The organism is Ochrobactrum chromiisoli, from assembly GCF_026241335.1.
Classification (GTDB): Bacteria; Pseudomonadota; Alphaproteobacteria; order Rhizobiales; family Rhizobiaceae; genus Brucella; species Brucella chromiisoli.
In genome coordinates, this window is record NZ_JAPHAV010000001.1 from 757,839 (window position 1) to 782,056 (window position 24,218).

A 24,218-nucleotide genomic window follows, 5' to 3' on the forward strand; every position below is an offset into this window, starting at 1 on the left:
CCTTTGAATGTCTAGCTTGCGGCGACAAGCCTTGCGAACAATTTGCCATTTGGCATGAGTATGTTATATTTTTGCCATAAGGAGATTGCGCGATGGAGCTTCATCCAATCAGCATAACGCCTGCGAGTGGGTTTACGGCGACAATAACCGACGAAGAAGCGAGCGCATTGGCCCGCACAACGGTCAATTTGTTCAAGGCTTGGAAGCTCTCGGATAGCGAAGCCTGCACGCTTTTGGGCGATATGTCGCCGCGCACTTGGGCACGCTGGAAAGAAGGCAGCATAGGTCGCATCGACCGGGATTTGCGGATGCGTATGGCGCATTTGATGGGTATTCATAAGGGCTTGCGCTATCTGTTCCGCGATACTGCGCGCGGTTATGCATGGATCAGAAAATCCAACGCCGCTTTCGGTGGTTTATCGGCGCTTGACTTGATGCTGCGCGGTGAAATTTCTGATTTGGCAACCCTTCGCGAGTGGCTGAATGCGGAGCGTGGCGCATGGTAAGCGGACTGGCTCGGAGACGCCATGTTCACTGGCCGCAAACTTTTCGCATCATCCGCTCCATTCATCCGCCCATTGATTTGTTTGAAGATATCGCTGACCCCCGTGACTGGGAGGCACTTGCCTCCGTTGAGGCAAAAACCAATCCGCGTATTCGTTTTGAGATTGGCGATCTCGGTAAAGTTCCGGCTGACCGGCGCGTTTCGGGTCAGGGTGCAACCTATGTGATGGCACCCTTTGTGCATTGCTCGACAGACCGTCCGGGGCGTTTTAGTGATGGCAGCTACGGAATTTATTATGCTGCTGATCGTGAAGAGGTGGCGGTCGCTGAGACCATTCATCATCATGAAAAATTCATGCGCGCCACCAATGAAGAACCCGGATGGACATCGGATTTTCGGGTGCTGATTGGCAGTGTCGAGCGGGAACTGGACGATGTGAGCAACGTGCCGGGCGTGCTCGATCCTGTTGATTATACGGCTTCACATGTCGAGGGGAGGGAACTGCGCGCACTTGGAAGTCATGGGCTTTTATGGCCAAGCGTGCGGATGCGTGGTGGCCAATGTATCGGCATTTTCTGGCCGAATGTTATAACAATTCCGGTTCAGGGGCGGCATTACAGCTATCACTGGGATGGAACCCGTGTCGATTTTGTTCGCCAATACGACACGGGAAAAGTGCTTGCCGTAAACTGACGTTTACGGGGCTTCCTGAATATCTGTGATGAAGCGCGTATCGTCCGCTTCATCGTAGAGGATGATAACCTTCATGCCTTTGGAAATAACGGAATAATCGAACTCGCCGGGCAATTTATAGATTTTGCCGTCATCGAGCGTGATTGTTTCCTGATCCTTGTTGATGCCGGTGATCTTGCCCTCAACGTCATCCGCCATGGCGACGGTTGAAAAGACCGAGGCAATGATGAAGATCAGTCCCACTAGGTAATGCATGGGTGTCATCCTCCTTAACTGTGTGCCTGCCAGCCGGTGACTGATTCGACACGATTTGCGTTTGCGCGATGGGGAGTTCGCAATGTGTTTCCTGAGGGCAATTTAGCCCATGGAATGTGTCAAAAAGAATGCCTTATAGAGATGATCCGAAGGAAATTTTGCGATCTCGACAGAGGTATTGCGAGCTATAATTTGACGGTGACGGAAAAGGCCAATAAAACCGCCCCATATCTTGCCGGAAAAGGCGCTCCGTAGTCAGGCTCAGCTCATGTCTCATAACAGTTTCGGTCATCTGTTTCGCGTAACAACCTGGGGCGAGAGCCATGGTATCGCACTGGGTTGCGTGGTGGATGGTTGCCCTCCCGGCATTACCTTTACCGAAGCCGAAATTCAGTCCTATCTCGACAAGCGCAAGCCCGGACAGTCAAAATATACGACCCAGCGCCGCGAGCCCGATCAGGTGCGCGTGCTGTCGGGCGTGCTTTTGGGCGATGACGGCGTCACCATGACCACGACCGGTACGCCGATTTCGATGATGATCGAAAACACCGATCAGCGTTCCAAGGATTATGGCGATATTGCTAAACAGTATCGTCCGGGCCACGCCGACTATGCCTATGACGTGAAATATGGCATTCGCGATTATCGCGGTGGTGGCCGTTCTTCGGCACGAGAAACCGCAGCCCGCGTTGCAGCCGGTGCCATTGCGCGCAAAGTCGTTCCGGGCTTGCAGGTGCGTGGTGCTCTGGTCTCGATGGGTGTCCATGACATTGACCGCTCCCGCTGGGACTGGAACGAAGTCGATAACAACCCATTCTTCACGCCTGATGCGGGCTCGGTTGACGTATTCGCAGACTATCTGGATGGCATCCGTAAGAACGGCTCTTCGATCGGCGCGATCATCGAAATCGTCGCAGAAGGCGTTCCAGCGGGTATCGGCGCGCCGATTTACGGCAAACTCGATCAGGATATTGCGAGCTATCTCATGTCGATCAATGCCGTGAAGGGCGTTGAAATTGGCAATGGTTTTGAGGCGGCACGTCTCACCGGCGAAGACAATGCCGACGAAATGCGTATTGGCAATGATGGGCAGCCGGTTTTCCTGTCCAACCATGCCGGTGGTGTACTGGGTGGCATCGCAACGGGTGCGCCTGTCGTTTCGCGCTTCGCAGTCAAACCAACATCGTCGATTCTCACACCGCGCAAGTCCATTGATGCTGAGGGCAAGGAAGTGGACGTTATGACCAAGGGCCGTCATGATCCGTGCGTGGGTATTCGTGCTGTGCCGATTGGCGAAGCGATGGTCGCCTGTGCGATTGCCGATCATTATCTGCGCCATCGTGGACAGACAGGACGCGTATAACATATTGAAAGTTCAGTTTCAGAAACTGAGGGCCGGTTTTCGACTGAAGCTGTGGTACAACCATTGAGGCTGAAATGAGCTATAATCAGAAACAGGTCGTTGATGCGCTGCGCGCTTTCGAGCGTGGTGAAATCGTTGTGGTCATGGATGATGACGGACGTGAGAACGAGGGCGATCTGATCGTCGCTGCCGTTCACTGTACGCCGGAAAAAATGGCGTTCATCGTGCGCTATACGTCGGGGATCGTCTGCACGCCCATGACGCGCGATGAAGCAAAGCGCCTCAATCTGGCGCCAATGGTTGCAGAAAACGAATCCGCCCACACGACCGCTTTCACAGTCACAGTCGATTATCGTCACGGCACCACCACCGGCATTTCTGCCGAAGATCGCACGCTCACTGTGCGCAATCTGGCAAATCCGAATGCCGGTGCTTCCGACTTCGTGCGTCCTGGCCATATTTTCCCGCTGATTGCGCGCGAGGGCGGTGTGTTGATGCGCTCCGGTCATACCGAAGCAGCTGTTGATCTCTGCAAGCTTGCAAACCTGCCGCCAATTGGCGTGATCTGCGAGCTGATCAATGATAATGGCACGGTCATGCGCGGCCCTGACGTGAAGGCTTTTGCCGAACAGCATAATCTGCATCGCGTGACGGTTGCGGACCTTATCGCCTATCGCCAGCGCAAAGAAACGTTGGTGAAGCGTATCGGCGATGCAGCGATCAAAACCTGTGCTGGTCCGGCGCATGCTTATACTTATGAGCTGCCATGGGAGCCGATGCAGCATGTCGCGGTTGTGTTTGGTGATATTCGTGATGGCGAAGAGGTGCCGGTGCGTCTGCACCGCGAAGACGTGCTCAATGACGTGTTTGGCAGCAGCGGTAACAATCTTGATGAGATCATGAAGCGCATGGGCAAGGAAGGCCGCGGCGTTCTGGTCTACCTGCGCGAAGGTTCGGTCGGTGTGCGTGCCGATCACCGCGATGCGCGTGCGCGCGAAGCTTTGCTTGGCGAACACGAGGCGCATGCCGAAGCGGTAGCGCGCGAAGAAGAGTGGCGTCAGATTGGTCTCGGCGCGCAGATTCTCAAGGATCTCGGCATTACATCAATTGTGCTGCTGGCATCGCGTGAGCGTCACTATGTCGGTCTCGAAGGTTTTGGTATCAACATCGCACGAACAGAGATTATCTGACACAGATATGTCGATGAAAGATGCTACAGGGGCGCTATGACAACTCGGCTTTACTGGCATCCGATCTATCTTGAGCATCTTGTGCCGCCCGGACATCCCGAGCGGCCAGACCGTATTCGTGCACTGATGAGCGAGCTGGAGGGCGAAGAATTTTATCGCCTTGATCGTGTGGAAGCGCCAAAAGCACATGAAGATGCCATTCTGCTCGCGCATCCCGAAAGCTATCTGCAAGCCATAAAGTCGCAAATTCCTGAGCCGCTCATTGATGGTGAAGCGGCGGCGCCGATCCATCGTATTGAAGGCGATACCTATGCAAGTCCTCAAAGCTGGGATGCCGCTTTAACTGCAATTGGTGCGGCCACCGCTGCTGTCGATGACGTATTCTTAGGCGACGCCGATAACGTGTTTGTCGCCTCGCGCCCGCCGGGCCATCATGCGGAAACAGCCACCGCGATGGGCTTTTGCCTGTTCAACAATGTGGCAATTGCGGCGCGTCATGCACAGCGTAGACATGGCGCGGAACGGATCGCGATTGTTGACTGGGACGTACATCACGGCAACGGCACGCAGGACATTTTCAAAGACGATCCAAGCGTTTTGTTCTGCTCCACGCATCAATTTCCGCTTTTTCCTGGCACAGGCCGGAAAGATGAAGTGGGTGTGGGCAACATCGTGAATGCGCCACTTTCGCCCAATACCGGCAGTCGCGAGTTTTGCGAGGCATTTAATAGTCGTGTATTGCCTGCTTTGGACAACTTCCGGCCAGATTTGATCCTTATTTCAGCTGGCTTCGACGCGCATTTCCGCGATCCCCTTGCCGAGATCAATCTTGATGAGGCGGATTTCGATTGGGCGACGGGCAAGCTCATGGAACGTGCAGAAAAGTTCTGCAATCACCGACTGGTGAGTGTGCTTGAAGGTGGATATGATCTTGAGGGCTTGTCGCAGTCCGCGTCTTCTCATATTACGCGGCTGTTGAAAGGATAAACCATGGTAATCGAACCGTCCAACACCGACATTGCAGTTATGAGCTTTGAGGATGCCTTGAAGCAGCTAGAGAAGATCGTCGATGCTCTGGAGCGGGGCGATGTGCCGCTGGAAGAGTCTATCCGCATCTACGAGCGCGGTGAGGCGCTGAAAAAGCATTGCGACACGCTGCTCAAATCTGCGGAAGACAAGGTTGAGAAAATTCGCATTGGTCGCGATGGCCAGCCGGCAGGCACCGAGCCGCTCGACGCGGAATAAGATCAACTGCACTTTATCAAAAAAATAGCGGCTCGTTTGAGCCGCTATCTGTTTGTGTCACTACGATCTGACTGGAGGTCTCACGATTGCAGTGACCCCTGTTTTCAAGCCAGTAGGCTTAGAACGAACGCTGGAAGCGAACCATACCCTGAACGGCATCTTTGCCCTTCAGAACGGCGTGATTGTCGTTCCACTTGGTGTACGAGATTTCAGGCGTTACAGTGAAGCCCGGCACGAGCGTGTAGGCGACATTCATAGTACCCGCAAAACGACCAGCTTCTTCGTAAGCCGCCTGAATGTTGAAGGCTGCTTTCTTGTTGATCTTGTACTTTGCGCCACCCCAGACAGCCCAATCGCCGCCCCAAGTGCCGTAGAAGCTGTCGATCTGACGAACGCCTGCAATATAGTGGTCGTCGTTCGACTTGTAAGCGCCCTGTGTCCAGATAGAGAACTGGTCGGTGACGTTGACGTCGAGGCGAACCTTGCCCATCCACTTTTCATTGAGCGCGTCGTAAGCTGCAACACCAGCGATTGAACCCCAATCCTGAGCGAGCTTCAGACCACCAACCACATGTGGCGTGTAGTCGTCGATGGTGACGGAACCATTGGAATCGCCATTGCCGCCCTGTTCAAGCGCAACGATGGCCGAAAAGCCGTTGCCGCCCTTGAAAGTGTAACTGATTGCGTTGGTGCGCGTGCCGCCTGCCAGAATAACGTCGTCGTTGATGACATCGCCAAGATAGCCGGTGAAGGTTACGAATGCCGATTCATCCAGACCCACACGGAGGCCGCCGAGCTGGATGTAGCCGTAACGCAGAGTGCCGGTTGAACCTGCATCAGCGCCATTCTGGTACTGGAAGCGCGTTTCAGCATAGGTCTTCAGTGTTCCCAGTTCGGTTTCCGAAGCGGTCGAGAAGCGGAGCGAGAAACGGCTCAGAATGTCGTAGGTGTCGCGGTCACGACCTGCAATATTCTTGGCATATACGTTGTCGCCGCCCTTGATGTCCATACGCACATAGCCATGGATGCGAAGGCATGTTTCTGTGCCCGGAATGTAGAAGTAGCCCGCGCCGTAAGCGTCGCAAACGCGAACATATTCTACGGCTTCTGGCTCTGGTGCAACAATCGCATCAGCAGCCTGGGCAACGGAAGCGAAAGAAAATACTGCAGCCGAAGCGCAGAGAAAATGCTTAACCCTCATAAGAGTCTCCGTAAGTGAGGTGTGACGGAGCTGCTTATAGAGAGCGTTAAAAAACAAACAATATCAATTAGATGTCAGATCAATGAAGTTTTAATGACGAAGCAACACCTCAATAGAAAAATATAAGTTCTAGGGATATTTTTTAGCTGTTGTATTTGAGTAACAGCTTTATTGACAGCATTTCAGGACGTCTATTTTAAGCGGATCAGATCGGTGCTCTAATTCTTTGTTTTAACGTGCATCTTTGTCCGAAAACCGTTTCACACTTTTCGGGATGCGCTCGAACGTATTTTCGCTTTTTCTAAAAAAATAGTTTCTTGAGGTGATGCGCATAAGGGGCCAGAACCCCACTGAGCAGATACGGGCCAAGCCCCCAGACGAGTGTCCAGCCCGCAGCGCCTACAACATTTGCGGCAATAAAATGCAGTGGCTTCATCTTCATTGAACCTGCAACAACGCCATTAAGCTGTCTTAGCAGCACAACGAAACGGGCGGTCGCGACCACATAGATGCCCTTAGTGTCGAAAAGTTTCTCGAATTGATCAAGCCTCTCAGGCGTTAGCTTCACCAGATATCCATAGCGCAATATCAATGCACGCCCACCATAGCGGCCGATCAGATAGCCGGTGCAATCTCCTAAAACTGCACCAATGAAGACGGCCAGCAAAACATGTTCGATATCCAGCGTGCCATGCAACGCCAGAAGCGAGCAGGCTATCAGGGCACTTTCGCCGGGAAGCGGTGCGCCAAAAGATTCAAAATAGACAATCACGAAGATGGCGAAAGCACCATAGGCGGCAATGTAATGATCGATGTACCCCATAAGGTGCAGGTGCTTTCGTGGATAACGTCATAAAAAGGCTCCGGCACAAACCGGAGCCTTTGCACTATAGCGTGTTTTTTAGCCGATGGAACGCTTGCCGGTAATCTTATGGTAGGCCAACAAAACGATGACAGAGCCGATAATGGCAATGATCAGGCTCATTGGATCGAAGGCACCTGTGACGCCGCGGCCAAACAGAAATGAAGAAATGACACCGCCAACGATGGCCCCGACAATGCCTAATGCAATGTCGAAGAACATACCCTGACCGCTTTTGTTGACGATTTTACTGCCGATGAAGCCGGCAATCAGTCCAAGAATAATCCAGCTTATAACAGACATCTAATATCTCCGATTGCGAAAATAATAATATGCATCAAGAAATTAGAAAATTTTCACAATAGTTTCGATTTGACAAGGTATAATCCTTGTCAAAAGCAAAAACTTATTTCACCTTAACTTAATCGCACGTGATAAAGTCACGGCGTCCAACAGGGAGTATCGCGTGATGGGAAGCTATGATGACAATTCCAACAACTCGCCGATCCCCGGCGGCAGCCTTGCCAAGCCGGTTCTGATTGCATTGGGTGCATTGCTTGTCGGCAAAATGCTCAAAGGGCACAGTGATGAGCCGGAGCAGCCTGCACCTATCCCGGATCAGTCGGCGCAGCAGGCAGATCATGGCGGCGGCTTGCTCGGCGGTATTCTGGGTGGGCTCGGTGGTCTGCTTGGCGGGACGCTTGCCAGTGGCGGAGCAGCCTCGGCACCCGCAGCACCCGGCCCATTGGGTGGCGGCTTAGGTGGTCTGCTTGATCAGCTCAAACAGGCAGGTCTTGGTGACAAGGTGGATTCCTGGGTCGGGCAGGGCAGCAATCATCAGATTGAGCCGGGACAGCTTGGCGATGCGCTTGGCCAGAAGACTTTGAGCGAAATTGCAGCCCATGCCGGTATTGATCAGCAGGAGTTGCTTAATCAGCTCTCTCAGGTGCTGCCGGGATTGGTCGATAAGCTCACTACAAATGGGCAAGTGCCAGACACGAACGAATTGTCGCGCCTGTTGCACAATCGCTGATATAGCCCTATCTTTTTTAAGGTCACGCAACGGCAAACGGCTTGCCGGTGCGCTTTTATTGGTGGCAGCCTGATGAGTTTCTTCCCCTGTCCTGATCCGGTGCTTGGAGACAAGACAACCGTGGATGCAATCGAAACGCTGGTAATCCCACGCACAAGCGATATTGGCGGGCTGGAAGTTCGCCGTGCTTTGCCGACTGTGCGCAGGCGTCTGGTTGGGCCATTTATTTTCTTTGATCGTATGGGACCGGCTGTTTTAAAGGACGGTGACGCGCTGGATGTGCGCCCGCATCCGCATATTGGTCTTTCAACAGTCACGTATCTTTTCGACGGCCATATCCGCCATCGTGATAGCCTTGGCACGGAAATGGTGATCCGTCCGGGTGATGTGAATTTGATGACCGCTGGTCGCGGCATCGTGCATTCTGAGCGCTCGCCGGAAGAAGAGCGGGATGGACCGCTGTCGATCTCCGGTGTGCAGACATGGCTGGCATTGCCGGAGCAATTTGAAGAGAGCGATCCGCATTTTTATCATACCAATTCGCCTGAATTGCCGCTGATGGAAGACCCCGAGTTTAACGGGCGCCTCATCATTGGCTCGATGCACGGCGTTTCATCTCCCGTTATCCAGCATGCTGAAACATTGTATGCAGATATTGACGTGTTGCCCGGCGGACGCTTTCACATTCCGCCAACAACCGAAGAACGCGCGATCTATACGCTGCGCGGCAATGTTGGCATTGGGGGCGAGGTGTTCCCGCCTGATCGGCTGCTGGCGTTTCGTCCGGGCGATGATATTGTTGTACAGGCTGGCCCTGAAGGCGCGCATTTTATGTTGTTCGGTGGTGCAACGCTTGGTTCAAAACGCTATGTCTGGTGGAATTTTGTCTCGTCTTCGAGAGAACGCATTGAGCAGGCCAAGGAAGAATGGCGTAGCGGTCGCTTTGATATTGTGCCGGGCGATGAAGAAGAGTTCATACCTTTGCCGGAATGATGGAGCATTTCCAGCAAAAGTGTGAAGCGGTTTTGCGTTGCATAATGCGATAAAAACAAAAAGCTATCGTATAGGACAACATGTCTCGCCGGGCCCCGGTAAGCTTGATCTGTGCTGACTGCTGCTATACCGACAAATAAAAATCGAACCAGAACAGGTTGTTTTCATGTCCCGACCCATCACCCCATTGCTCGATAAGGCGCCGACCCCGGAAGCCCTTCGCGCATTGCCGGAACAGGATTTGCCAAAGCTTGCGGAAGAATTGCGCGCCGAGCTGGTCGATGCTGTTTCGACCACCGGCGGGCATCTTGGGGCGGGGCTTGGTGTGGTGGAACTCACCATCGCGCTGCATCACGTTTTTGACACGCCGCATGATCGTATCATCTGGGATGTGGGGCATCAGGCCTATCCGCACAAAATTCTGACAGGACGTCGCGACCGCATTCGAACTCTCAGACAGGAAGGCGGCCTCTCTGGTTTTACCAAGCGAACCGAGAGCGAATATGACCCCTTTGGCGCAGCCCATTCCTCGACCTCCATTTCGGCGGGTCTTGGTATGGCTGTGGCAAGCGATCTTTCGGGCGAAAAGCGCAATGTGATTGCAGTGATCGGCGATGGCTCCATGTCGGCTGGTATGGCCTATGAAGCGATGAACAATGCCGGTGCGCTTGATGCGCGCCTGATCGTGATCCTCAACGACAATGATATGTCGATTGCACCACCAACGGGTGCCATGAGCGCTTATCTGGCGCGTCTTGTTTCCGGCAAGACCTATCGCAGCGTGCGTGATGCTGCCAAACAGGTTGCCAAGAAACTGCCGAAGTTTTTGCAGGACAAGGCACGCAAATCGGAAGAATTTACGCGCGCTTTTTTCACTGGTGGCACGCTGTTTGAAGAGTTGGGCTTTTATTATGTCGGCCCGATTGACGGTCACAACCTAGACCATCTGCTGCCCGTTCTCAAAAATGTGCGTGACACGCAGGAAGGTCCGGTGCTGATCCATGTGGTAACGCAGAAGGGTAAGGGCTATGCGCCCGCTGAGGCCGCTGCCGACAAATATCACGGCGTCAACAAGTTTGACGTGATCACTGGCAAGCAGGCAAAGCCGCCAGCAAATGCACCAAGCTATACCAAGATTTTCGCCACCAGCCTGATTGAAGAAGCCCGCCATGACGACAAGATCGTTGCAGTGACGGCTGCGATGCCAACCGGCACCGGCCTTGATCTTTTTGGTGAAGCTTTTCCGAAACGCATTTTCGATGTCGGCATTGCCGAGCAACATGCGGTGACCTTTGCCGCAGGCCTTGCAACGGAAGGCTATAAGCCGTTCTGTGCGATCTACTCGACTTTCCTTCAGCGGGGCTATGATCAGGTCGTGCACGACGTGTCGATCCAGAATCTGCCTGTGCGTTTTCCCATCGACCGTGCCGGTCTGGTGGGGGCCGATGGCCCAACGCATGCCGGTTCGTTCGATACCGGTTTCCTCGCGGCCCTTCCGGGCTTTGTGGTTATGGCTGCATCCGACGAAGCCGAACTACGCCATATGGTGCGCACGGCTGCGGACTATGATGAAGGCCCGATTTCCTTCCGCTATCCGCGTGGCGATGGTGTCGGCGTGGAACTGCCGGAACGTGGTTCGGTGCTTGAAATCGGTAAGGGCCGTATCGTGCGCGAAGGTACCAAAGTGGCACTTCTCTCCTTCGGTACGCGTTTGCAGGAATGCCTGAGCGCTGCTGACGAGCTTGCTGCGGCAGGTCTTTCGACAACGGTTGCCGATGCACGTTTTGCCAAGCCGCTTGATCAGGATCTCATTCGTCGCCTTGCGCGTGAGCATGAAGTGCTGGTGACGATTGAAGAAGGTGCGGCTGGTGGTTTTGCCGCCCATGTGCTGCAATTCCTCGCCACCGACGGGCTGCTTGATCGCGGCCTGAAAGTGCGTGTGCTGACCCTGCCAGACACTTATCAGGATCATGCCAAGCCGGAAGTCATGTATGCCAATGCCGGTCTTGACCGTGCCGGTATTGTCCATAGCGTCTTTGCAGCTTTGGGCCGCGAAGAAGTGACAGCATCCTTCCGTGCCTGATTTCACGCAAGATAAAAGCGTGCGGCTCGATCAGTTGCTGGTCGAGCTTGCCTTGTTTGCAACGCGTTCGCGTGCGCGCGATGCAATTTTGCGCGGCACAGTGAAGGTTGACGGCAAGCCCGTCACCAAGCCGGGGCAGACGGTTGCGCGCACCGTCAAAATCATTGTCGATGATCCGGCAAGCAGCTATGTTTCGCGCGGTGCGTTGAAGCTTATAGCAGCCCTTGATTATTTTGGCCTTGATGTGAAGGGGCGCACCGCGCTTGATATAGGCGCGTCAACTGGCGGCTTCACGCAGGTTTTGCTGGAGCGCGGCGCGACCCATGTGCTTGCCATAGATGTCGGTCATGATCAGTTGCATGAAAGCCTGCGCAATGACCCACGCGTGACAAACAGCGAGGGGGTTAATGCCCGCGCGCTTGAGATTTCCCATCTTGATGGACGCGACGTCGATTGTGTGGTGTCGGACGTCAGTTTCATTTCATTGAAACTCGCATTGCCTCCGGCATTGGCGCAGGCACAAAAAGATGCTATCTGCGCGCTTCTCGTAAAGCCGCAGTTTGAAGCCGGGCGTGAGGCTATCGGCAAAGGCGGCATTCTGCGTGATCCGAAAGACGGCGAACGCATTGCGGAAGAATTGAAATCATGGCTTGAAACGCAGCCCGGCTGGCGCGCTCTTGGCCTCTGTCCGTCGCCTATTGAAGGTGGCGATGGCAATCGTGAATATCTCTTGGCAGGAAAGAAAGACCAATGACGACCCAGGTAACAATCCGCTCGATGGGTGCGGGCGGCGATGGCGTTGCCAATCTTTCAGATGGCCAGCTTTTTGTCCCTTTCACGCTGCCGGGCGAAGTGGCCAATGTTGCGCGTGACAAAAACCGCGCCACGGTAATCGCGTTGCTTGAAACGTCTGCTGAACGCCAAGACCCTGCCTGCCAGCATTTTGAAGATTGCGGTGGCTGCGCTTTGCAACACTGGCAGGACGAGCCTTACCGCGCATGGAAGCGCGAACTTGTGGTCTCAGCCTTGAAGGGCCGTGGCCTTGATGTGCAAGTGGATGCGCTGGTTACTTGCAAGCCGCAATCGCGCCGCCGAGCGACTTTCGCTGCACGCAAGACGGAAAAAGGCGTGCTGCTCGGTTTTAACCGTCACCAGAGCCACGAAATCATCGATATTGTCGAATGCGCGGTTACCGTGCCGGAAATTATTGCGCGCCTTGATGATCTGCGCGAAGTGGGCGCACTGATTGCTCCGGGCTCAAAGCCGTTCAAACTGGCCGCGACTGTTACGGCCTCCGGGCTTGATCTTGCAGCAAGTGGCTGTGGCACGCTCAGCGACGAGCAGCGCCGTGCGCTCACCGCCCTTATGATGAAAAAGGACTTTGCACGCCTTTCGCATGAAGGCGAAATCATCGTCGAGCCCAAAAAGCCGGTCATTCATTTTGGCAAAGTGCCGGTTCCGGTGCCGCCGGGTTGCTTCTTGCAGGCAACGGTTGATGCCGAAGAGGCGATGGTGTCGCTGGTGCAGGCACATCTTGGCAAAGCGAAACGCGTGGCAGATCTCTTCTGCGGTGTTGGTACATTTGCGCTGCGCATTGCCGAAAAGAGTGCCGTGCACGCCGTTGAAAACGATGCGCCAGCACTCGCGGCGCTTGATCGCGGCGTGCGCCACGTGCAGGGCTTGAAGCCCGTAACCGTTGAACGCCGCGATCTGTTCCGCCGCCCGCTGATGCCGAAGGAATTGCTGCCTTACAATGCGGTGGTTTTCGATCCGCCGCGTGCGGGTGCAGAAGAACAGGCGCTTGAGCTGGCAAAGTCGAAGGTGGAAAAGGTTGTCGCGATTTCGTGCAACCCTGTAACACTTGCGCGCGATCTCGCCATTCTGGTGAAAGGCGGTTATCGCATCACGCGTGTCACGCCGATTGACCAGTTTCTGTGGTCGCCCCATGTTGAAGCGGTGGCGACACTGGTGAAGAAATAAACACTGCCGCGGCCTCACATTCGGAGTCACGGTGTCTATAATTGTTACTGACTGGTCGTTGTTTTTCCGGATCAGCTGATCTCGCAATATTGCGGTAAAATTCGACATTGCTAAAAGATAAGGGCCTGAATGAGTGATATTCGCCATTCAGGTTTTTCATTTCATGGCCGTGCATGGGACGTTTCTGTGCGTCGCATTGCCATGTTCATATCGCGTTTTGTGCAGATTTTTGCCGACAGGCTGCAAGACGTATCACCGGCGCGGTTCTTTCCTCCCCTTTGTGAACAGCGCCCTGCGATAGACGATTATAAAATGACTGAACACACTTCATTGCCGGATCTGAACGGCGTTTTTCCTGCTCGTGAAATTAAAATAAAAAAGCACGGGCTAGCGCACCGCTTGCTGTACCCGTTTCTTAGCATCGTCTTCGCCTTTGCGAGTATTGGCGTTGCTTTTGCATGGTTTCCGGGCCTCTACAAAGATCACCTGATTATGAACGATCCGGTCATTTTAGAGGACGCCAACATTATGGATGGTCAGTGCCGGTCAAAAAAAATGACTGTTAACTGCAAAGCTGGCATTGTCTATGACTATGAAGGCGAACGTCGCGTCAAAAAAGTTGAATTCTCATTTGTGAGCTTTTCGAGTGGTGATTACGAAACGGATGTTGTGATGCAGCGTTCCGATCCGGAAAATGTCACGCTGACACTCGCCATTGACGAATTCTGGAACCGTCTGGCTTTTGATCTTGGCCTGTTTGCGATCATGCTCGCGATGGCCATTCTGTTTCTGGTTCGCTTCATCCGTATCACGGGCAGCGCATCGGCGATGAAATCGGCTGCTGCATTGCGCTTTGCCTGGGCGAAAATTACTGCCAGCAAGAAGCACTTGGGCGCAACGAATATCACTTATAATCCGCTTGATCCGGTGCATAAGAAAAAGAACATCGTTTCGCGGTTCTCGAAAAAAGAAGCACCGTTTATGCGTTATGTGGAAGCCGAAGATGAGACCTATGGCATTGTTGCCATACATCCGCAGGCATCCCTGCCGGTTCTGCTGGATGAGAAGTTTGAGTGTCTTGAACTGAGTAGCGATGAGCGTGAATCTGCATTAAAGGCAGTGAATGCATAGGTTGCACGCTGATAAAAAGGGCGGATTGCTCCGCCCTTTTTCATTATGCGTCTCGTGCAGAGCGGCGATTACATCTTTTCGATGATCTTTGGATCGCCTTCATGTGCACGGCCATTGGCAGCCAGGATTGCAGGCACGATGTCCTCAGCCTGATCAATCACCAGCGGTTTCACCTGATGGGCTGTGTGCAGAAAGCCCTCATTCGTCATATGTTCAAGCAAAGTGAGCATCGGCTGCCAGAAATTGTTGATATTGGCAAAAACCATCGGCTTGCGATGCTTGCCAAGCTGCGCCCATGTCATCATTTCCACGATTTCTTCAACCGTGCCGATGCCGCCGGGGAGGGTGACAAACGCGTCTGACTTCTGAAACATCAGATGCTTGCGCTCGTGCATATCGCCAACAACGATCAGCTCGGTCAGCTCCTGTGCCTTTTCAAGGCTCGCTTCCTTGTCGAGCAGGAAGGTCGGAATGATGCCGGTGACTTCGCCGCCAGCCTTCATCACGCCTTCAGCAACCGCGCCCATAATGCCGCGCGTTCCGCCGCCATAAACAAGGCGTATGCCGTTGTCCGCAAGCGAGCGCCCAAGCGTCAGGCCCGCTTCACGATAGATGGGATTCAGGCCCGTTGAAGAGCCGCAATAAACACAAATGGATCGAATCTGAGACATGATTTCTTGTGCGCCTTTGGCGTTTGAGCGTCAAGCTGTGGCTGGACTTTTAACACGATAGCTATACTTCTGGAGAGGTGAAATTTTGACAAGGAGTCGGATGGCATGAAGAAATGGGCTTTGTTGGCGGGGTTTTCGCTCGCGGCATCGGGGGCTATGGCTGGAGAGATTACCATCCCTTTGTCTGATGATGTTGAAGTAACGGAAAACTCCGTTCTTTATAAATGCGGCGATCAAAGCATTTCGGCCACCTATTATAATGCAGGTGAAAACTCTCTTGTGCAGCTCGAAATGGAAGATAATTCAGTTATTGCTGCCAATGTTCTCGCAGGTTCGGGTGCCAAATATGCGGGCGGGGTTTATATCTGGTGGACCAAAGGCGAAACCGCGGATCTCTATAACCTTATGGATGATCCTGATCAGGAAAAACCAATAAGCTGTACAGAAGAATAATATCTGCGGTGGAAAGCACGGTTCGGCTCCACTTCTTGTGAGGCGTTAAAAAAAGCGGTAAACCCTTTAGTTAACTTACTCATATGGGTTTCATGCCGAAATGCAAAATTATAGATATGGAATTATCGGTATTCTTCTCGTCCTTATTCTGGGCGGGGGCGCGTATTATTGGAACTCGCTGAAGGAGCAAGGCGCTGTACCGGGTTCGGATATTGCCGCAAAGGCGCCCGAAACCGGCAGCGCGCAAAAACCTGCGGAAGAGCAGGCCCCTGTTGCTACAGCCGAACCTGAGAAACCGGCGGCAGTTCAGCCACAACAGCTTTCCGAGCCGACAGCGCAAGTTGCAACGCCGGAAACGCCCAACGAGGCAAAAGTACCGGTTTTTGACATCCTGCGTGTCGAATCTGACGGTTCCGTTGTGATTGCAGGACAGGCGGCAGCCAATGCCGATGTTGAAATCCTTTCTGGCTCCAGAGTTGTTGGAACGGCAAAGGCCGGGCCAAATGGCGATTTTGCGATCGTTCTCGATCAGCCGCTCAAACCCGGTGATCATCAGCTTGTGCTGCGCGCTGGCGGATCAGGTGGCACCGTTGCAACCTCTGCACAGACGGCGATCGTTTCTGTACCTGATAACAGCAATGGTCAGGTTCTGGCCCTTGTCGAAGAACCGGGGCAGGCAAGCCGTTTGATCACGAAGCCGGAAGCGCCTGTCGAGCAAAGCGCGTCATCGACGGATGCAGGTGCAGCGCCCTCACAGTCGGTGCCGCAGGCGAAAGCTGACCCCGATGCGCCGCTTGGCATTGAAGCCGTCGAAATTGAAGGCAACAAGGTGTTTGTTGCAGGCAGCGCCAAAGGCTCGCCAGAGGGCAGCCGCGTTGTCGTGAATGCCAATGAGATTCTTCTGGGCTCCAGCTCGATTTCGCCAGAGGGCCGCTTTCTGGTTGAAAGCCAGAAGCCGCTTGCCGTGGGTGATTACATTATCCGCGCCGATCTGCTCAATGCGAACGGGCGGGTGATCGCGACGGCCCGCGTGCCGTTCCGCCGTGAGGCTGGCCAGAATGTTTCGGCTGTTGCACCGGGAACGAGCGGTCAGAATGATGCTGCGCAAAATGCGGCCAGTGGCGCGCCTTTACAAAAGGTGGAAGGCTCGGTGATCATCCGTAAGGGGGATAACCTTTGGACCATTTCCAAACGCACTTACGGCTATGGCACGCGTTATACCACGATTTATCTCGCCAATCGCGACCAGATCCGTAATCCCGACCTGATTTTACCGGGACAGGTTTTTGTCATGCCGCAGCAGCCGCTTGCTGATGATGAGGTGAAGCGCCGCCTGAAGAATTCTTCCGACTGACCGAGAACGGCAAAATCTGTTTTTAAATGCAGCACCCTTTAGAAAAGGGTGCTGCATTACATTGCTTTTTTGAGTATAATCGTATATCGTCGATCTACGATGAAGATTTCCCTAGAAACGATGACCGATGTTTTTCCGGGCGTGGATGACGATCTTGCAGCGCGCATTTATGCAGCGCTCGGTCATCCGGTGCGCATTCACATTCTGCGACAGCTTATTCTTGAGGATGCCTGCTGCTGCAAGGACATTGTCGGTCGGCTTGACCTTGCGCAGTCCACCGTGTCGCAGCATCTCAAAGTTCTCGTACAGGCTGGTCTTGTTAACTACCGGCCTGACCGCCAGACCTCCCGCTACAGCGTCAACTGGCAGCAACTGACCCTTATTCGTTCGCACCTTGCAGCTTTTCGAAATGGCTGCTGCGAAAAAACCGTCTGATTTGAAAGATACACCATGAGTTCCCCTAAAACGGTTTCCGCCGATTCCGGCGAAACGCTCAAGACATTGCGAAATCTCTGGCCCTATATGTGGCCAAACGAGCGGCCGGATCTGCGTATGCGCGTGGTTTGGGCAACGTTCTTTCTGGTGATTTCCAAGATCGTGCTGATCCTCGTTCCCTATTTTTTCAAATGGGTGACGAATGCGCTGAACGGTCAGCTTGATGCACCGGACTATATTCCAGTTGTCCTCATTGGCGCGGTTATGCTGGTTCTGGCCTATAATGCAGCCAAGATCATACAGGCGGGTCTCAATCAGCTACGCGATGCGCTGTTTGCCAGTGTCGGGCAATATGCTGTGCGCCAGCTTGCCTATAAGACCTTTGTGCATATGCACCAGCTTTCGTTGCGCTTCCACTTGGAGCGGCGCACGGGCGGACTTTCGCGCGTTATTGAGCGCGGCACCAAGGGTATTGAAACGATTGTTCGTTTCACAATCCTCAACACGCTGCCGACTATTCTCGAATTTGCACTGACAGCGGTGATTTTCGCCTACGCCTACGGCTTTTCCTATCTGCTGGTCGTGGCCCTGACTGTGGTTGCCTATACGTGGTTCACGATTAAGGCGAGTGACTGGCGCATCAATATTCGCCGCGAAATGAATAATTCCGATACCGATGCCAACACAAAGGCCATCGATTCGCTGCTCAACTTCGAAACCGTTAAATATTTTGGCAATGAGACCATGGAAGCCAAGCGCTTCGATGCGTCCATGGCGCGTTATGAAGATGCGGCGACAAAGACCTGGACGTCACTTGGCTGGCTGAACTTTGGTCAGGCTGTGATCTTTGGTGTTGGTATGGCGATTGTTATGGTCATGTCGGCACGCGAGGTGCAGGCTGGCACGCAGTCGCTGGGTGACTTTGTCTTCATCAACGCAATGCTGATGCAGCTCTCCATTCCACTTAATTTCATTGGTTTCATCTATCGCGAAATCCGTCAGGGCCTCACTGATATCGAGCAGATGTTTGACCTTCTCGATGTGCAGCAGGAAGTGCAGGATAAGCCGACCGCTGCGCCACTCCACGTCGATAAGGGTGCAATCCGGTTCAACGATGTGCATTTTGCCTATGATGCCAACCGCCCGATCCTGAAAGGCGTGAGCTTTGAAGTGCCTGCGGGCAAAACGGTGGCGATTGTCGGCCCATCCGGCGCGGGCAAATCGACGATCTCGCGTCTGCTGTTCCGCTTCTATGACGTGCAGTCGGGTTCTGTCACGATTGACGGGCAAGACGTACGCGACGTGACGCAGGAAAGCCTTCGTAAAGTGATCGGCATGGTCCCGCAGGATACGGTGCTGTTCAACGATACGATTGCCTACAACATTCGTTATGGCCGTACCGATGCAAGCGATCAGGAAGTGGAAAAGGCGGCTGAAATGGCGCAGATTTCCCAGTTCATCAAACATCTGCCGGAAGGCTATCAGGCGATGGTCGGCGAGCGCGGGCTGAAGCTTTCGGGCGGTGAAAAGCAACGCGTAGCCATTGCCCGCACGATCCTGAAAGCGCCCCCGATCCTGATCCTTGATGAGGCGACATCGGCGCTTGATACCGCGACAGAACAGGAAATCCAGTCGGCACTTGATATTGTCAGCCGGGGCCGCACGACGCTGGTGATCGCACACCGCCTTTCCACTGTGATCAGTGCCGACGAAATCATCGTGCTCAAAGATGGCCTGATTGCCGAACGCGGCACGCATCGCGATCTGCTTTTGCAGGATGGTCTCTATGCGTCGATGTGGAGCCGTCAGCGCGAGGCGGATGAAGCAGAAGAACGCCTGCGTCAGGTTCGTGAAAACGATGATATGGGCGTTGTCACACGCGGCGCGCCTGCTGCTGAGTGAGTTGCATTTCGCTTTGCAGAGATCGAAATTTAAGGCATTGTCAGTCCCGGCGGGGGCTGACAATGCAAAAGATTTTTTGGAAAAAGACACTCTGGTGGATATGGAAGGTCTATGAGTTTTTCTGCGTTACGATTGTAACTATCCTCAGCTTGCGCATTTTGTTTTTGCTTTCTGTCTATTTGACCGACAGTTTTATCTTGCCCAATGGCATGATTGTGAAACGTGAATTTTACGGTTCAATACGACAGAGTCAGAGTAACCTCTATGCATCTGACGGTAAAACGCGTCTTGCAACTCGAATTTCAAGCATGTGCTTTAATGACCGCTATATTAAGGTTCGTAGCTCTGGTGGTCTCAAATTGATCGATGGGGAAATGAATAGACTTATTCCGCTTTCTGACCATGAAGCCCGGAGGAAGGTTGACCCCTCGGGACCATTGAACGATGACTGCAATGGTTATTACAAAGACTGGGTGTCTCCAAATTTTCTATATGTGACGAACAGAGATCGCCGGGTGCCACGTTGTGATCGACGCAATTTCGATAATCCCAATTTGAAAAATCTTGCATGGTTTGAAAAGCGCCGTTGTCGTTCACGCTGATGAAATGCAACTTTCCAGCCTGATAAAAACAAATTTTTGAATAAGTTATCCCCTTAGGATCTATCGCCTTTAACCTCTCAGGAATTGTAATTTGAGAGGGCTCATGAATACATATTTATCGAAGATCGATAAGAGCAGACAGCGGTTGAATGAATTAAGCCGTCGGGAAGCTTTCAGTCACTACATCAAACATGGCAGTGTTCCTCGTGTTTGGAACGAAATTATGGATGCTTCACACACCGAAGAAAAGTTTCTTCGGTATCTGACGCGTTATCATCAAGCAGTGTCACACAAAGCGAATGTTGGTGCTGAGGAGCAGAGCACCACACATTATATTTGGCGTACAAAGCGTGATGGCCGCGTGCGAAGCGAACATGCTGCCAATGACGGCAAATTATTCTCATGGAATGAACGGCCTGTGACTGGCCATCCCGGTGAAGAGTATAATTGCGATGTATCGCTGAGCCATATGTCGAAGGGGCAACAGAGTATGCAACGCATAATTTTTCATCGAGTCTTGCAGCATCTTATGGTCGCTGGAGTAATTCGGATTTCGTGAAGCATTATTATTATGGGAATGGCCGCCCGGTAACTTTGTTGGAAATAGGCCATTTGCGAGAGATTGCGGAACATTATGCTTATCACGATGGAAAAGAAGGTGTATTTCGTCGGTTGTCAGGGCAGATTGCAAGCAAAGCTCGAGAACGCGGGGTGGGGGCACTCTGGTATAATTTTTGAATGAAATTATGACTTTAAACCTATTCAATTCTCACATGGAGCAGCCGGCGTATATGGTTATTTTAACGGGGACGTTGAAACGCAAGGTGCCATGTTGCTAATTAGTGGCGAAAGTCAATTCTACTTTACAGATAGGTTCAAGGATCCTTTGACACCCCAAACTGGTTCGAAGAGGACCTGGAGGTGGGTGGAACGCCATACGAAATTATGGGTGAGTGGACAGCAAATTTCGTTGCACACGTTTTTACAGACGAGTCGAGAAGCCAGTATTTGCACAAGGAAGGCAAATGATCAGATTTTCGCTGTGGCTGGTGTGGAGCGTGTATAAAATCGCCTGTGTTTTTGTGATCTCGGCTGTGATCCTCTTTGCGCTCTTTATCATTTTCGCGCGCTATACGAATTACTGGCCATAAGGCGTGATAGGATCACGCGGCCTGACAGCCGTGAATAATTTTCGAAATCAATTTGGATTTTGGGCAGGATGAGGTAAAAACGGCCAAACTTAAAGGAAAAGCGATGAGCCTGTCTGATACAATTCGAAACACTTTCGTGCCGATCCATCGTGAAGGCTACCCGTTTATCGCGGCGTTTTTCGTGGTTTCGCTCATTCTGGGCTGGCTGTGGAATCCGTTGTTCTGGATCGGCCTCGTTCTCACCATCTGGTGTATCTATTTCTACCGCGATCCTGAACGTGTAACGCCGATTGCCGATGATCTTGTGATTAGTCCGGCTGATGGCAAGGTTTCTTTTGTCGGCCCGGCTGTGCCACCCGCAGAACTGGAACTCGGTGCAGAGCCGCTGATGCGTATTTCGGTTTTTATGAATGTGTTTTCCGTTCACATCAACCGTGCACCAGTGCGTGGTAAGATCGAGAAGATTTTCCACCGTCCGGGCAAGTTCCTCAATGCTGAACTCGACAAGGCCAGCACCGATAATGAGCGTAATTCCGTTCTTATCGACAGCGCAAACGGTAAAGTCGGCGTTGTGCAGATCGCAGGTCTGGTTGCACGCCGCATCGTTTGTTGGTCGCGCGAAAGCGATAATCTTAGCGTGGGCGAACGCTTCGGCCTAATCCGTTTTGGCTCGCGCGTTGATGTCTATCTGCCAGCCGGTGCATCTGTTCGTGTGGCTATTGGCCAGACGGCTGTGGCGGGTGAAACCGTTCTTGCGGAATTTGGCAGTGAACGCGCAGAACCTGTGGTGCGGATCGCCTGAGCTGATGGAAACACCATTCCCACCCTTTGAGCCAAATGGCCGCGTGGATTCTTCGCGCGGCCCCAAACTTTCGCAGATCCCGCTGCGTATTGTTGTTCCGAATGTCATCACGGTTCTTGCCATCTGCGCAGGTTTGACGGGTATTCGTCTGGCGTTTGAGCACCGCTTTGAACTTGCCGTGATGATGGTGCTGATTGCGGCATTCCTCGATGGTGTGGATGGCCGTGTTGCACGCATGATGAAAGGCTCGTCTAAGTTCGGCGAGCAGATGGATTCGCTCGCAGATATTGTGAATTTCGGCGTTGCCCCGGCACTTGTTCTCTATGTTTATGTGCTTGATCAGGCGCGCTCTTTCGGCTGGATCGCAGCACTTCTTTATGCGATTGCCTGCTGCCTGCGTCTGGCCCGCTTCAATGTGATGCTGGAGGACCCGAACCGTCCGCCATGGCAGAGCAATTACTTCATCGGTGTGCCTGCGCCTGCGGGTGCTATGCTGGTGTTGCTGCCTGTTTATCTCGGCTTTCTCGGGCTTACGCCAAGCAAGGGGCTGGCTTTTGCCGTTGCGATTTTCACTGTGGCGATTGCCTTCCTGCTGGTCAGCCGATTGCCGGTCTATAATGGCAAATCGGCGGGAAGCCTCATTCGCCGCGATTTCGTTATGCCGTTGATCTTGCTCGTGGTTATCTATGTGGCCTTTCTTATGAGTTTCACATGGCACACGCTGACACTGACGGCATTGGCCTATCTGGCTTTCCTGCCATTCAGCCTCGTTGCGTGGAACAAACGCGAAGCTGCCGACCGCCGTACAGTGCTAGAAAATGAGCCGTCAGCGGAAAGCTGACGGCAAGCTTTGTGCAATGAAATGAACGCGCTCCTGAACCGATGATCTCGGCAGGAGCGCGATTTCATATCCAAGTTTCCTATAGGTGTTTTCAATCGCTTCGAAGGTTTGGGTGGCTTCGGCAAAACTCTGTTTTCGTTCGTTATCTTGTGCGAAAATTTCTTCCCATGGTGGGGCCAAAAACACCGTTCTGTTATATCGAATCATCAGCGCTGCCCGGCGCATGTGTTGCGGAATTGGCAATCCGCAAAGCGTGAGATAGCCAAGAACATCCGGTATACCCCGGTCAAAGAATACCGGCCCTTTTTTCTCGCGCGCGCGATCGTAAGAGCGCATTTCCCATGAAAGCATCAGCTCTGCAAAAAGCACACGGTCAGCCCAAGGCAACGCTTTTCCTCCAATCCTAACCTGATGCTGAATAACCGCGCGGCCAGCTTCGACACTACGGGAAAAACCCTTTTGTTCGAGCGCGTCGATGAGCGTGCTTTTGCCCGAACCTGGGCCGCCGCTTATGATGATAAATTGCTGATAGGCGTGTGTCATCGATCCTCCAGTAACGTTGGGAAAACAGGCGGTCGCATGATTGGTTGAGAAAGTTCGCTCTAAAAACAGGGCCGAAAGATGCGGCTGGAGCGGAAAAGAAAAAAAGAATAATTCCGGCCTTGGTTTTGTGCAAGGCCGGAAACGGTAAATCAGGAAGGCATATGATAATCGAGGAAGCGGTCCTGACGCACATCAAAAAGCTTGCCGCTCACATCCAGCTTCGGATCGGCAAGCTTGACGATTTTCTCGGCCACTGATTGCGGGGTCGGCAGCGTTTCGGGATCTTCTCCCGGCATAGCCTTGGCGCGCATGGCGGTACGGGTTGCACCCGGATTGACCGAATTGATGTTCAGCTTCATCTGCTTGGTTTCTTCGGCCCAACTGCGCCCCATCACCTCGACAGCGGCTTTTGAAGCGGCATAAGGCGCCCAGAAAGCACGGCAGGTGTGGGCAACGCCTGACGAAAGCAGAATGGCGCGTCCTGCATCCGATGCGCGCAGCAGCGGGTCTGTTGTGCGGATCAGGCGCCATACGCTTGTGACATTTACATTCATAACCTGATCGAAAACTTTGGATTCTATATGGCCGATGGGGGAAATCGTGCCGAGAATACCTGCATTGGCGACCAGAATGTCGAGTTTGCCCCAACGCTCATGAATGGAGCCGCCAAGACGATCAATGGCTTCCATATCAGTAATGTCGAGTGGCACCAGCGTTGTGCTGCCGCCGACCTTGCGAATATCATCGTCGAGTTCTTCAAGCCCGCCAACCGTGCGCGCAACCGCAATCACATGTGCGCCACGCTTTGCAAGTTCAAGCGAAAGAAAATAGCCAATACCGCGCGACGCGCCCGTTACCAAAGCCAGTCGGCCAGTAAGGTCGATACTCATTTTACCCCCAGTTTAATGCTAACATATGAAACAGGCGGCC

Annotated in this window: 28 protein-coding genes; 21 read left to right on the top strand and 7 right to left on the bottom strand. The window is 53.1% G+C overall.

Going from position 1 to position 24,218, the window contains the following annotated elements; all coding sequences use genetic code 11:
• Window positions 1-92 precede the first annotated feature (92 nt).
• Both OPR82_RS03585 and OPR82_RS03590 read left to right on the top strand, forming a co-directional pair.
• Window positions 93-506, top strand: a complete 414-nt coding sequence (locus OPR82_RS03585; RefSeq protein ID WP_265983061.1) for an MbcA/ParS/Xre antitoxin family protein — start codon at window positions 93-95, stop codon at window positions 504-506.
• Window positions 500-1,198 (top strand): RES family NAD+ phosphorylase, encoded by a 699-nt coding sequence (locus tag OPR82_RS03590; protein WP_265983062.1) that lies wholly within the window; start codon window positions 500-502, stop codon window positions 1,196-1,198. Before OPR82_RS03585 ends, OPR82_RS03590 begins: the two co-directional genes overlap by 7 nt.
• A 3-nt stretch (window positions 1,199-1,201) precedes the next feature.
• Here OPR82_RS03590 and OPR82_RS03595 read toward each other — a convergent pair whose 3' ends face one another.
• Entirely contained in the window at window positions 1,202-1,453 is a 252-nt protein-coding gene (locus OPR82_RS03595; RefSeq protein WP_265983063.1) for a DUF1344 domain-containing protein, read from the bottom strand.
• A 268-nt stretch (window positions 1,454-1,721) separates the two neighbouring features.
• On the opposite strand from OPR82_RS03595, the gene aroC reads away from it, so the two are divergent.
• The 4 genes from aroC (at window position 1,722) to OPR82_RS03615 (ending at window position 5,251) form a co-directional block, all read left to right on the top strand.
• Window positions 1,722-2,816 carry a chorismate synthase gene (gene aroC / locus OPR82_RS03600; RefSeq protein WP_265983064.1) on the top strand — a complete coding sequence of 365 codons (1,095 nt, stop codon included), beginning with the start codon at window positions 1,722-1,724 and terminating at the stop codon, window positions 2,814-2,816.
• Between the two features lie 74 nt (window positions 2,817-2,890).
• Entirely contained in the window at window positions 2,891-4,006 is a 1,116-nt protein-coding gene (ribB, locus tag OPR82_RS03605) for a 3,4-dihydroxy-2-butanone-4-phosphate synthase (RefSeq protein WP_265983065.1), read from the top strand.
• Between the two features lie 36 nt (window positions 4,007-4,042).
• On the top strand, window positions 4,043-4,993 hold the full coding sequence (locus tag OPR82_RS03610; RefSeq protein ID WP_265983066.1) for a histone deacetylase family protein: 951 nt from the start codon (window positions 4,043-4,045) through the stop codon (window positions 4,991-4,993).
• 3 nt (window positions 4,994-4,996) lie between these two features.
• Window positions 4,997-5,251 (top strand): exodeoxyribonuclease VII small subunit, encoded by a 255-nt coding sequence (locus OPR82_RS03615; protein WP_265983067.1) that lies wholly within the window; start codon window positions 4,997-4,999, stop codon window positions 5,249-5,251.
• A gap of 118 nt (window positions 5,252-5,369) precedes the next feature.
• Here OPR82_RS03615 and OPR82_RS03620 read toward each other — a convergent pair whose 3' ends face one another.
• The 3 genes from OPR82_RS03620 to OPR82_RS03630 all read right to left on the bottom strand — a co-directional run bounded on the left by OPR82_RS03620 (window position 5,370) and on the right by OPR82_RS03630 (window position 7,617).
• Complete coding sequence (locus OPR82_RS03620) at window positions 5,370-6,452, bottom strand: porin (RefSeq protein ID WP_265983068.1); 1,083 nt, start codon at window positions 6,450-6,452, stop codon at window positions 5,370-5,372.
• 301 nt (window positions 6,453-6,753) lie between these two features.
• The gene (locus OPR82_RS03625; RefSeq protein WP_265983069.1) at window positions 6,754-7,275 is read right to left on the bottom strand and encodes a DedA family protein; all 522 of its coding nucleotides are present in this window, start codon (window positions 7,273-7,275) and stop codon (window positions 6,754-6,756) included.
• Window positions 7,276-7,353: 78 nt separating this feature from the next.
• Window positions 7,354-7,617 carry a GlsB/YeaQ/YmgE family stress response membrane protein gene (locus OPR82_RS03630; protein WP_265983070.1) on the bottom strand — a complete coding sequence of 88 codons (264 nt, stop codon included), beginning with the start codon at window positions 7,615-7,617 and terminating at the stop codon, window positions 7,354-7,356.
• Between the two features lie 166 nt (window positions 7,618-7,783).
• Here OPR82_RS03630 and OPR82_RS03635 point away from each other — a divergent pair, with 166 nt between their 5' ends.
• The 6 genes from OPR82_RS03635 (at window position 7,784) to OPR82_RS03660 (ending at window position 14,534) form a co-directional block, all read left to right on the top strand.
• Entirely contained in the window at window positions 7,784-8,347 is a 564-nt protein-coding gene (locus tag OPR82_RS03635) for a YidB family protein (protein ID WP_265983071.1), read from the top strand.
• Between the two features lie 72 nt (window positions 8,348-8,419).
• Entirely contained in the window at window positions 8,420-9,340 is a 921-nt protein-coding gene (locus OPR82_RS03640) for a pirin family protein (RefSeq protein ID WP_265983072.1), read from the top strand.
• 166 nt (window positions 9,341-9,506) lie between these two features.
• A complete protein-coding gene (gene dxs / locus OPR82_RS03645) occupies window positions 9,507-11,423 on the top strand; it encodes a 1-deoxy-D-xylulose-5-phosphate synthase (protein WP_265983073.1) in 1,917 nt (638 codons plus the stop codon).
• Window positions 11,416-12,177, top strand: coding sequence for a TlyA family RNA methyltransferase (locus OPR82_RS03650; RefSeq protein ID WP_265983074.1), 762 nt, complete (start codon window positions 11,416-11,418; stop codon window positions 12,175-12,177). Before dxs ends, OPR82_RS03650 begins: the two co-directional genes overlap by 8 nt.
• The gene (locus OPR82_RS03655; RefSeq protein ID WP_265983075.1) at window positions 12,174-13,403 is read left to right on the top strand and encodes a class I SAM-dependent RNA methyltransferase; all 1,230 of its coding nucleotides are present in this window, start codon (window positions 12,174-12,176) and stop codon (window positions 13,401-13,403) included. The genes OPR82_RS03650 and OPR82_RS03655 overlap by 4 nt, the downstream gene beginning before the upstream one ends.
• 129 nt (window positions 13,404-13,532) lie before the next feature.
• On the top strand, window positions 13,533-14,534 hold the full coding sequence (locus OPR82_RS03660; RefSeq protein WP_265983076.1) for a hypothetical protein: 1,002 nt from the start codon (window positions 13,533-13,535) through the stop codon (window positions 14,532-14,534).
• A 68-nt stretch (window positions 14,535-14,602) separates the two neighbouring features.
• On the opposite strand, the gene OPR82_RS03665 is transcribed toward OPR82_RS03660, so the two are convergent.
• Window positions 14,603-15,205 (bottom strand): LOG family protein, encoded by a 603-nt coding sequence (locus tag OPR82_RS03665; RefSeq protein ID WP_265983077.1) that lies wholly within the window; start codon window positions 15,203-15,205, stop codon window positions 14,603-14,605.
• A 105-nt stretch (window positions 15,206-15,310) separates the two neighbouring features.
• Between OPR82_RS03665 and OPR82_RS03670 the strand changes: the two genes are divergently transcribed.
• The 9 genes from OPR82_RS03670 to pssA all read left to right on the top strand — a co-directional run bounded on the left by OPR82_RS03670 (window position 15,311) and on the right by pssA (window position 22,745).
• Entirely contained in the window at window positions 15,311-15,658 is a 348-nt protein-coding gene (locus OPR82_RS03670; RefSeq protein ID WP_265983078.1) for an MliC family protein, read from the top strand.
• Between the two features lie 100 nt (window positions 15,659-15,758).
• Complete coding sequence (locus tag OPR82_RS03675; RefSeq protein WP_265983079.1) at window positions 15,759-17,012, top strand: LysM peptidoglycan-binding domain-containing protein; 1,254 nt, start codon at window positions 15,759-15,761, stop codon at window positions 17,010-17,012.
• Window positions 17,013-17,111: 99 nt separating this feature from the next.
• The gene (locus tag OPR82_RS03680; protein WP_265983080.1) at window positions 17,112-17,447 is read left to right on the top strand and encodes an ArsR/SmtB family transcription factor; all 336 of its coding nucleotides are present in this window, start codon (window positions 17,112-17,114) and stop codon (window positions 17,445-17,447) included.
• 15 nt (window positions 17,448-17,462) lie between these two features.
• Complete coding sequence (locus OPR82_RS03685; protein ID WP_265983081.1) at window positions 17,463-19,349, top strand: ABCB family ABC transporter ATP-binding protein/permease; 1,887 nt, start codon at window positions 17,463-17,465, stop codon at window positions 19,347-19,349.
• 62 nt (window positions 19,350-19,411) lie between these two features.
• Window positions 19,412-19,951 carry a hypothetical protein gene (locus tag OPR82_RS03690; protein WP_265983082.1) on the top strand — a complete coding sequence of 180 codons (540 nt, stop codon included), beginning with the start codon at window positions 19,412-19,414 and terminating at the stop codon, window positions 19,949-19,951.
• Between the two features lie 103 nt (window positions 19,952-20,054).
• Complete coding sequence (locus tag OPR82_RS03695) at window positions 20,055-20,510, top strand: phage minor head protein (protein WP_265983083.1); 456 nt, start codon at window positions 20,055-20,057, stop codon at window positions 20,508-20,510.
• A 466-nt stretch (window positions 20,511-20,976) separates the two neighbouring features.
• Window positions 20,977-21,102 carry a hypothetical protein gene (locus OPR82_RS03700; protein WP_265983084.1) on the top strand — a complete coding sequence of 42 codons (126 nt, stop codon included), beginning with the start codon at window positions 20,977-20,979 and terminating at the stop codon, window positions 21,100-21,102.
• Between the two features lie 52 nt (window positions 21,103-21,154).
• Window positions 21,155-21,904 (top strand): phosphatidylserine decarboxylase, encoded by a 750-nt coding sequence (locus tag OPR82_RS03705; RefSeq protein ID WP_265983085.1) that lies wholly within the window; start codon window positions 21,155-21,157, stop codon window positions 21,902-21,904.
• Between the two features lie 4 nt (window positions 21,905-21,908).
• Window positions 21,909-22,745, top strand: coding sequence for a CDP-diacylglycerol--serine O-phosphatidyltransferase (pssA, locus tag OPR82_RS03710; RefSeq protein WP_265983848.1), 837 nt, complete (start codon window positions 21,909-21,911; stop codon window positions 22,743-22,745).
• Here the strand turns inward: pssA and OPR82_RS03715 are convergent.
• Window positions 22,731-23,288, bottom strand: coding sequence for an AAA family ATPase (locus tag OPR82_RS03715; RefSeq protein ID WP_265983086.1), 558 nt, complete (start codon window positions 23,286-23,288; stop codon window positions 22,731-22,733). The two genes, pssA and OPR82_RS03715, sit on opposite strands and share 15 nt — an antisense overlap.
• Window positions 23,289-23,437: 149 nt before the next feature.
• A complete protein-coding gene (locus OPR82_RS03720) occupies window positions 23,438-24,178 on the bottom strand; it encodes an SDR family NAD(P)-dependent oxidoreductase (RefSeq protein WP_265983087.1) in 741 nt (246 codons plus the stop codon).
• Window positions 24,179-24,218 lie beyond the last annotated feature (40 nt).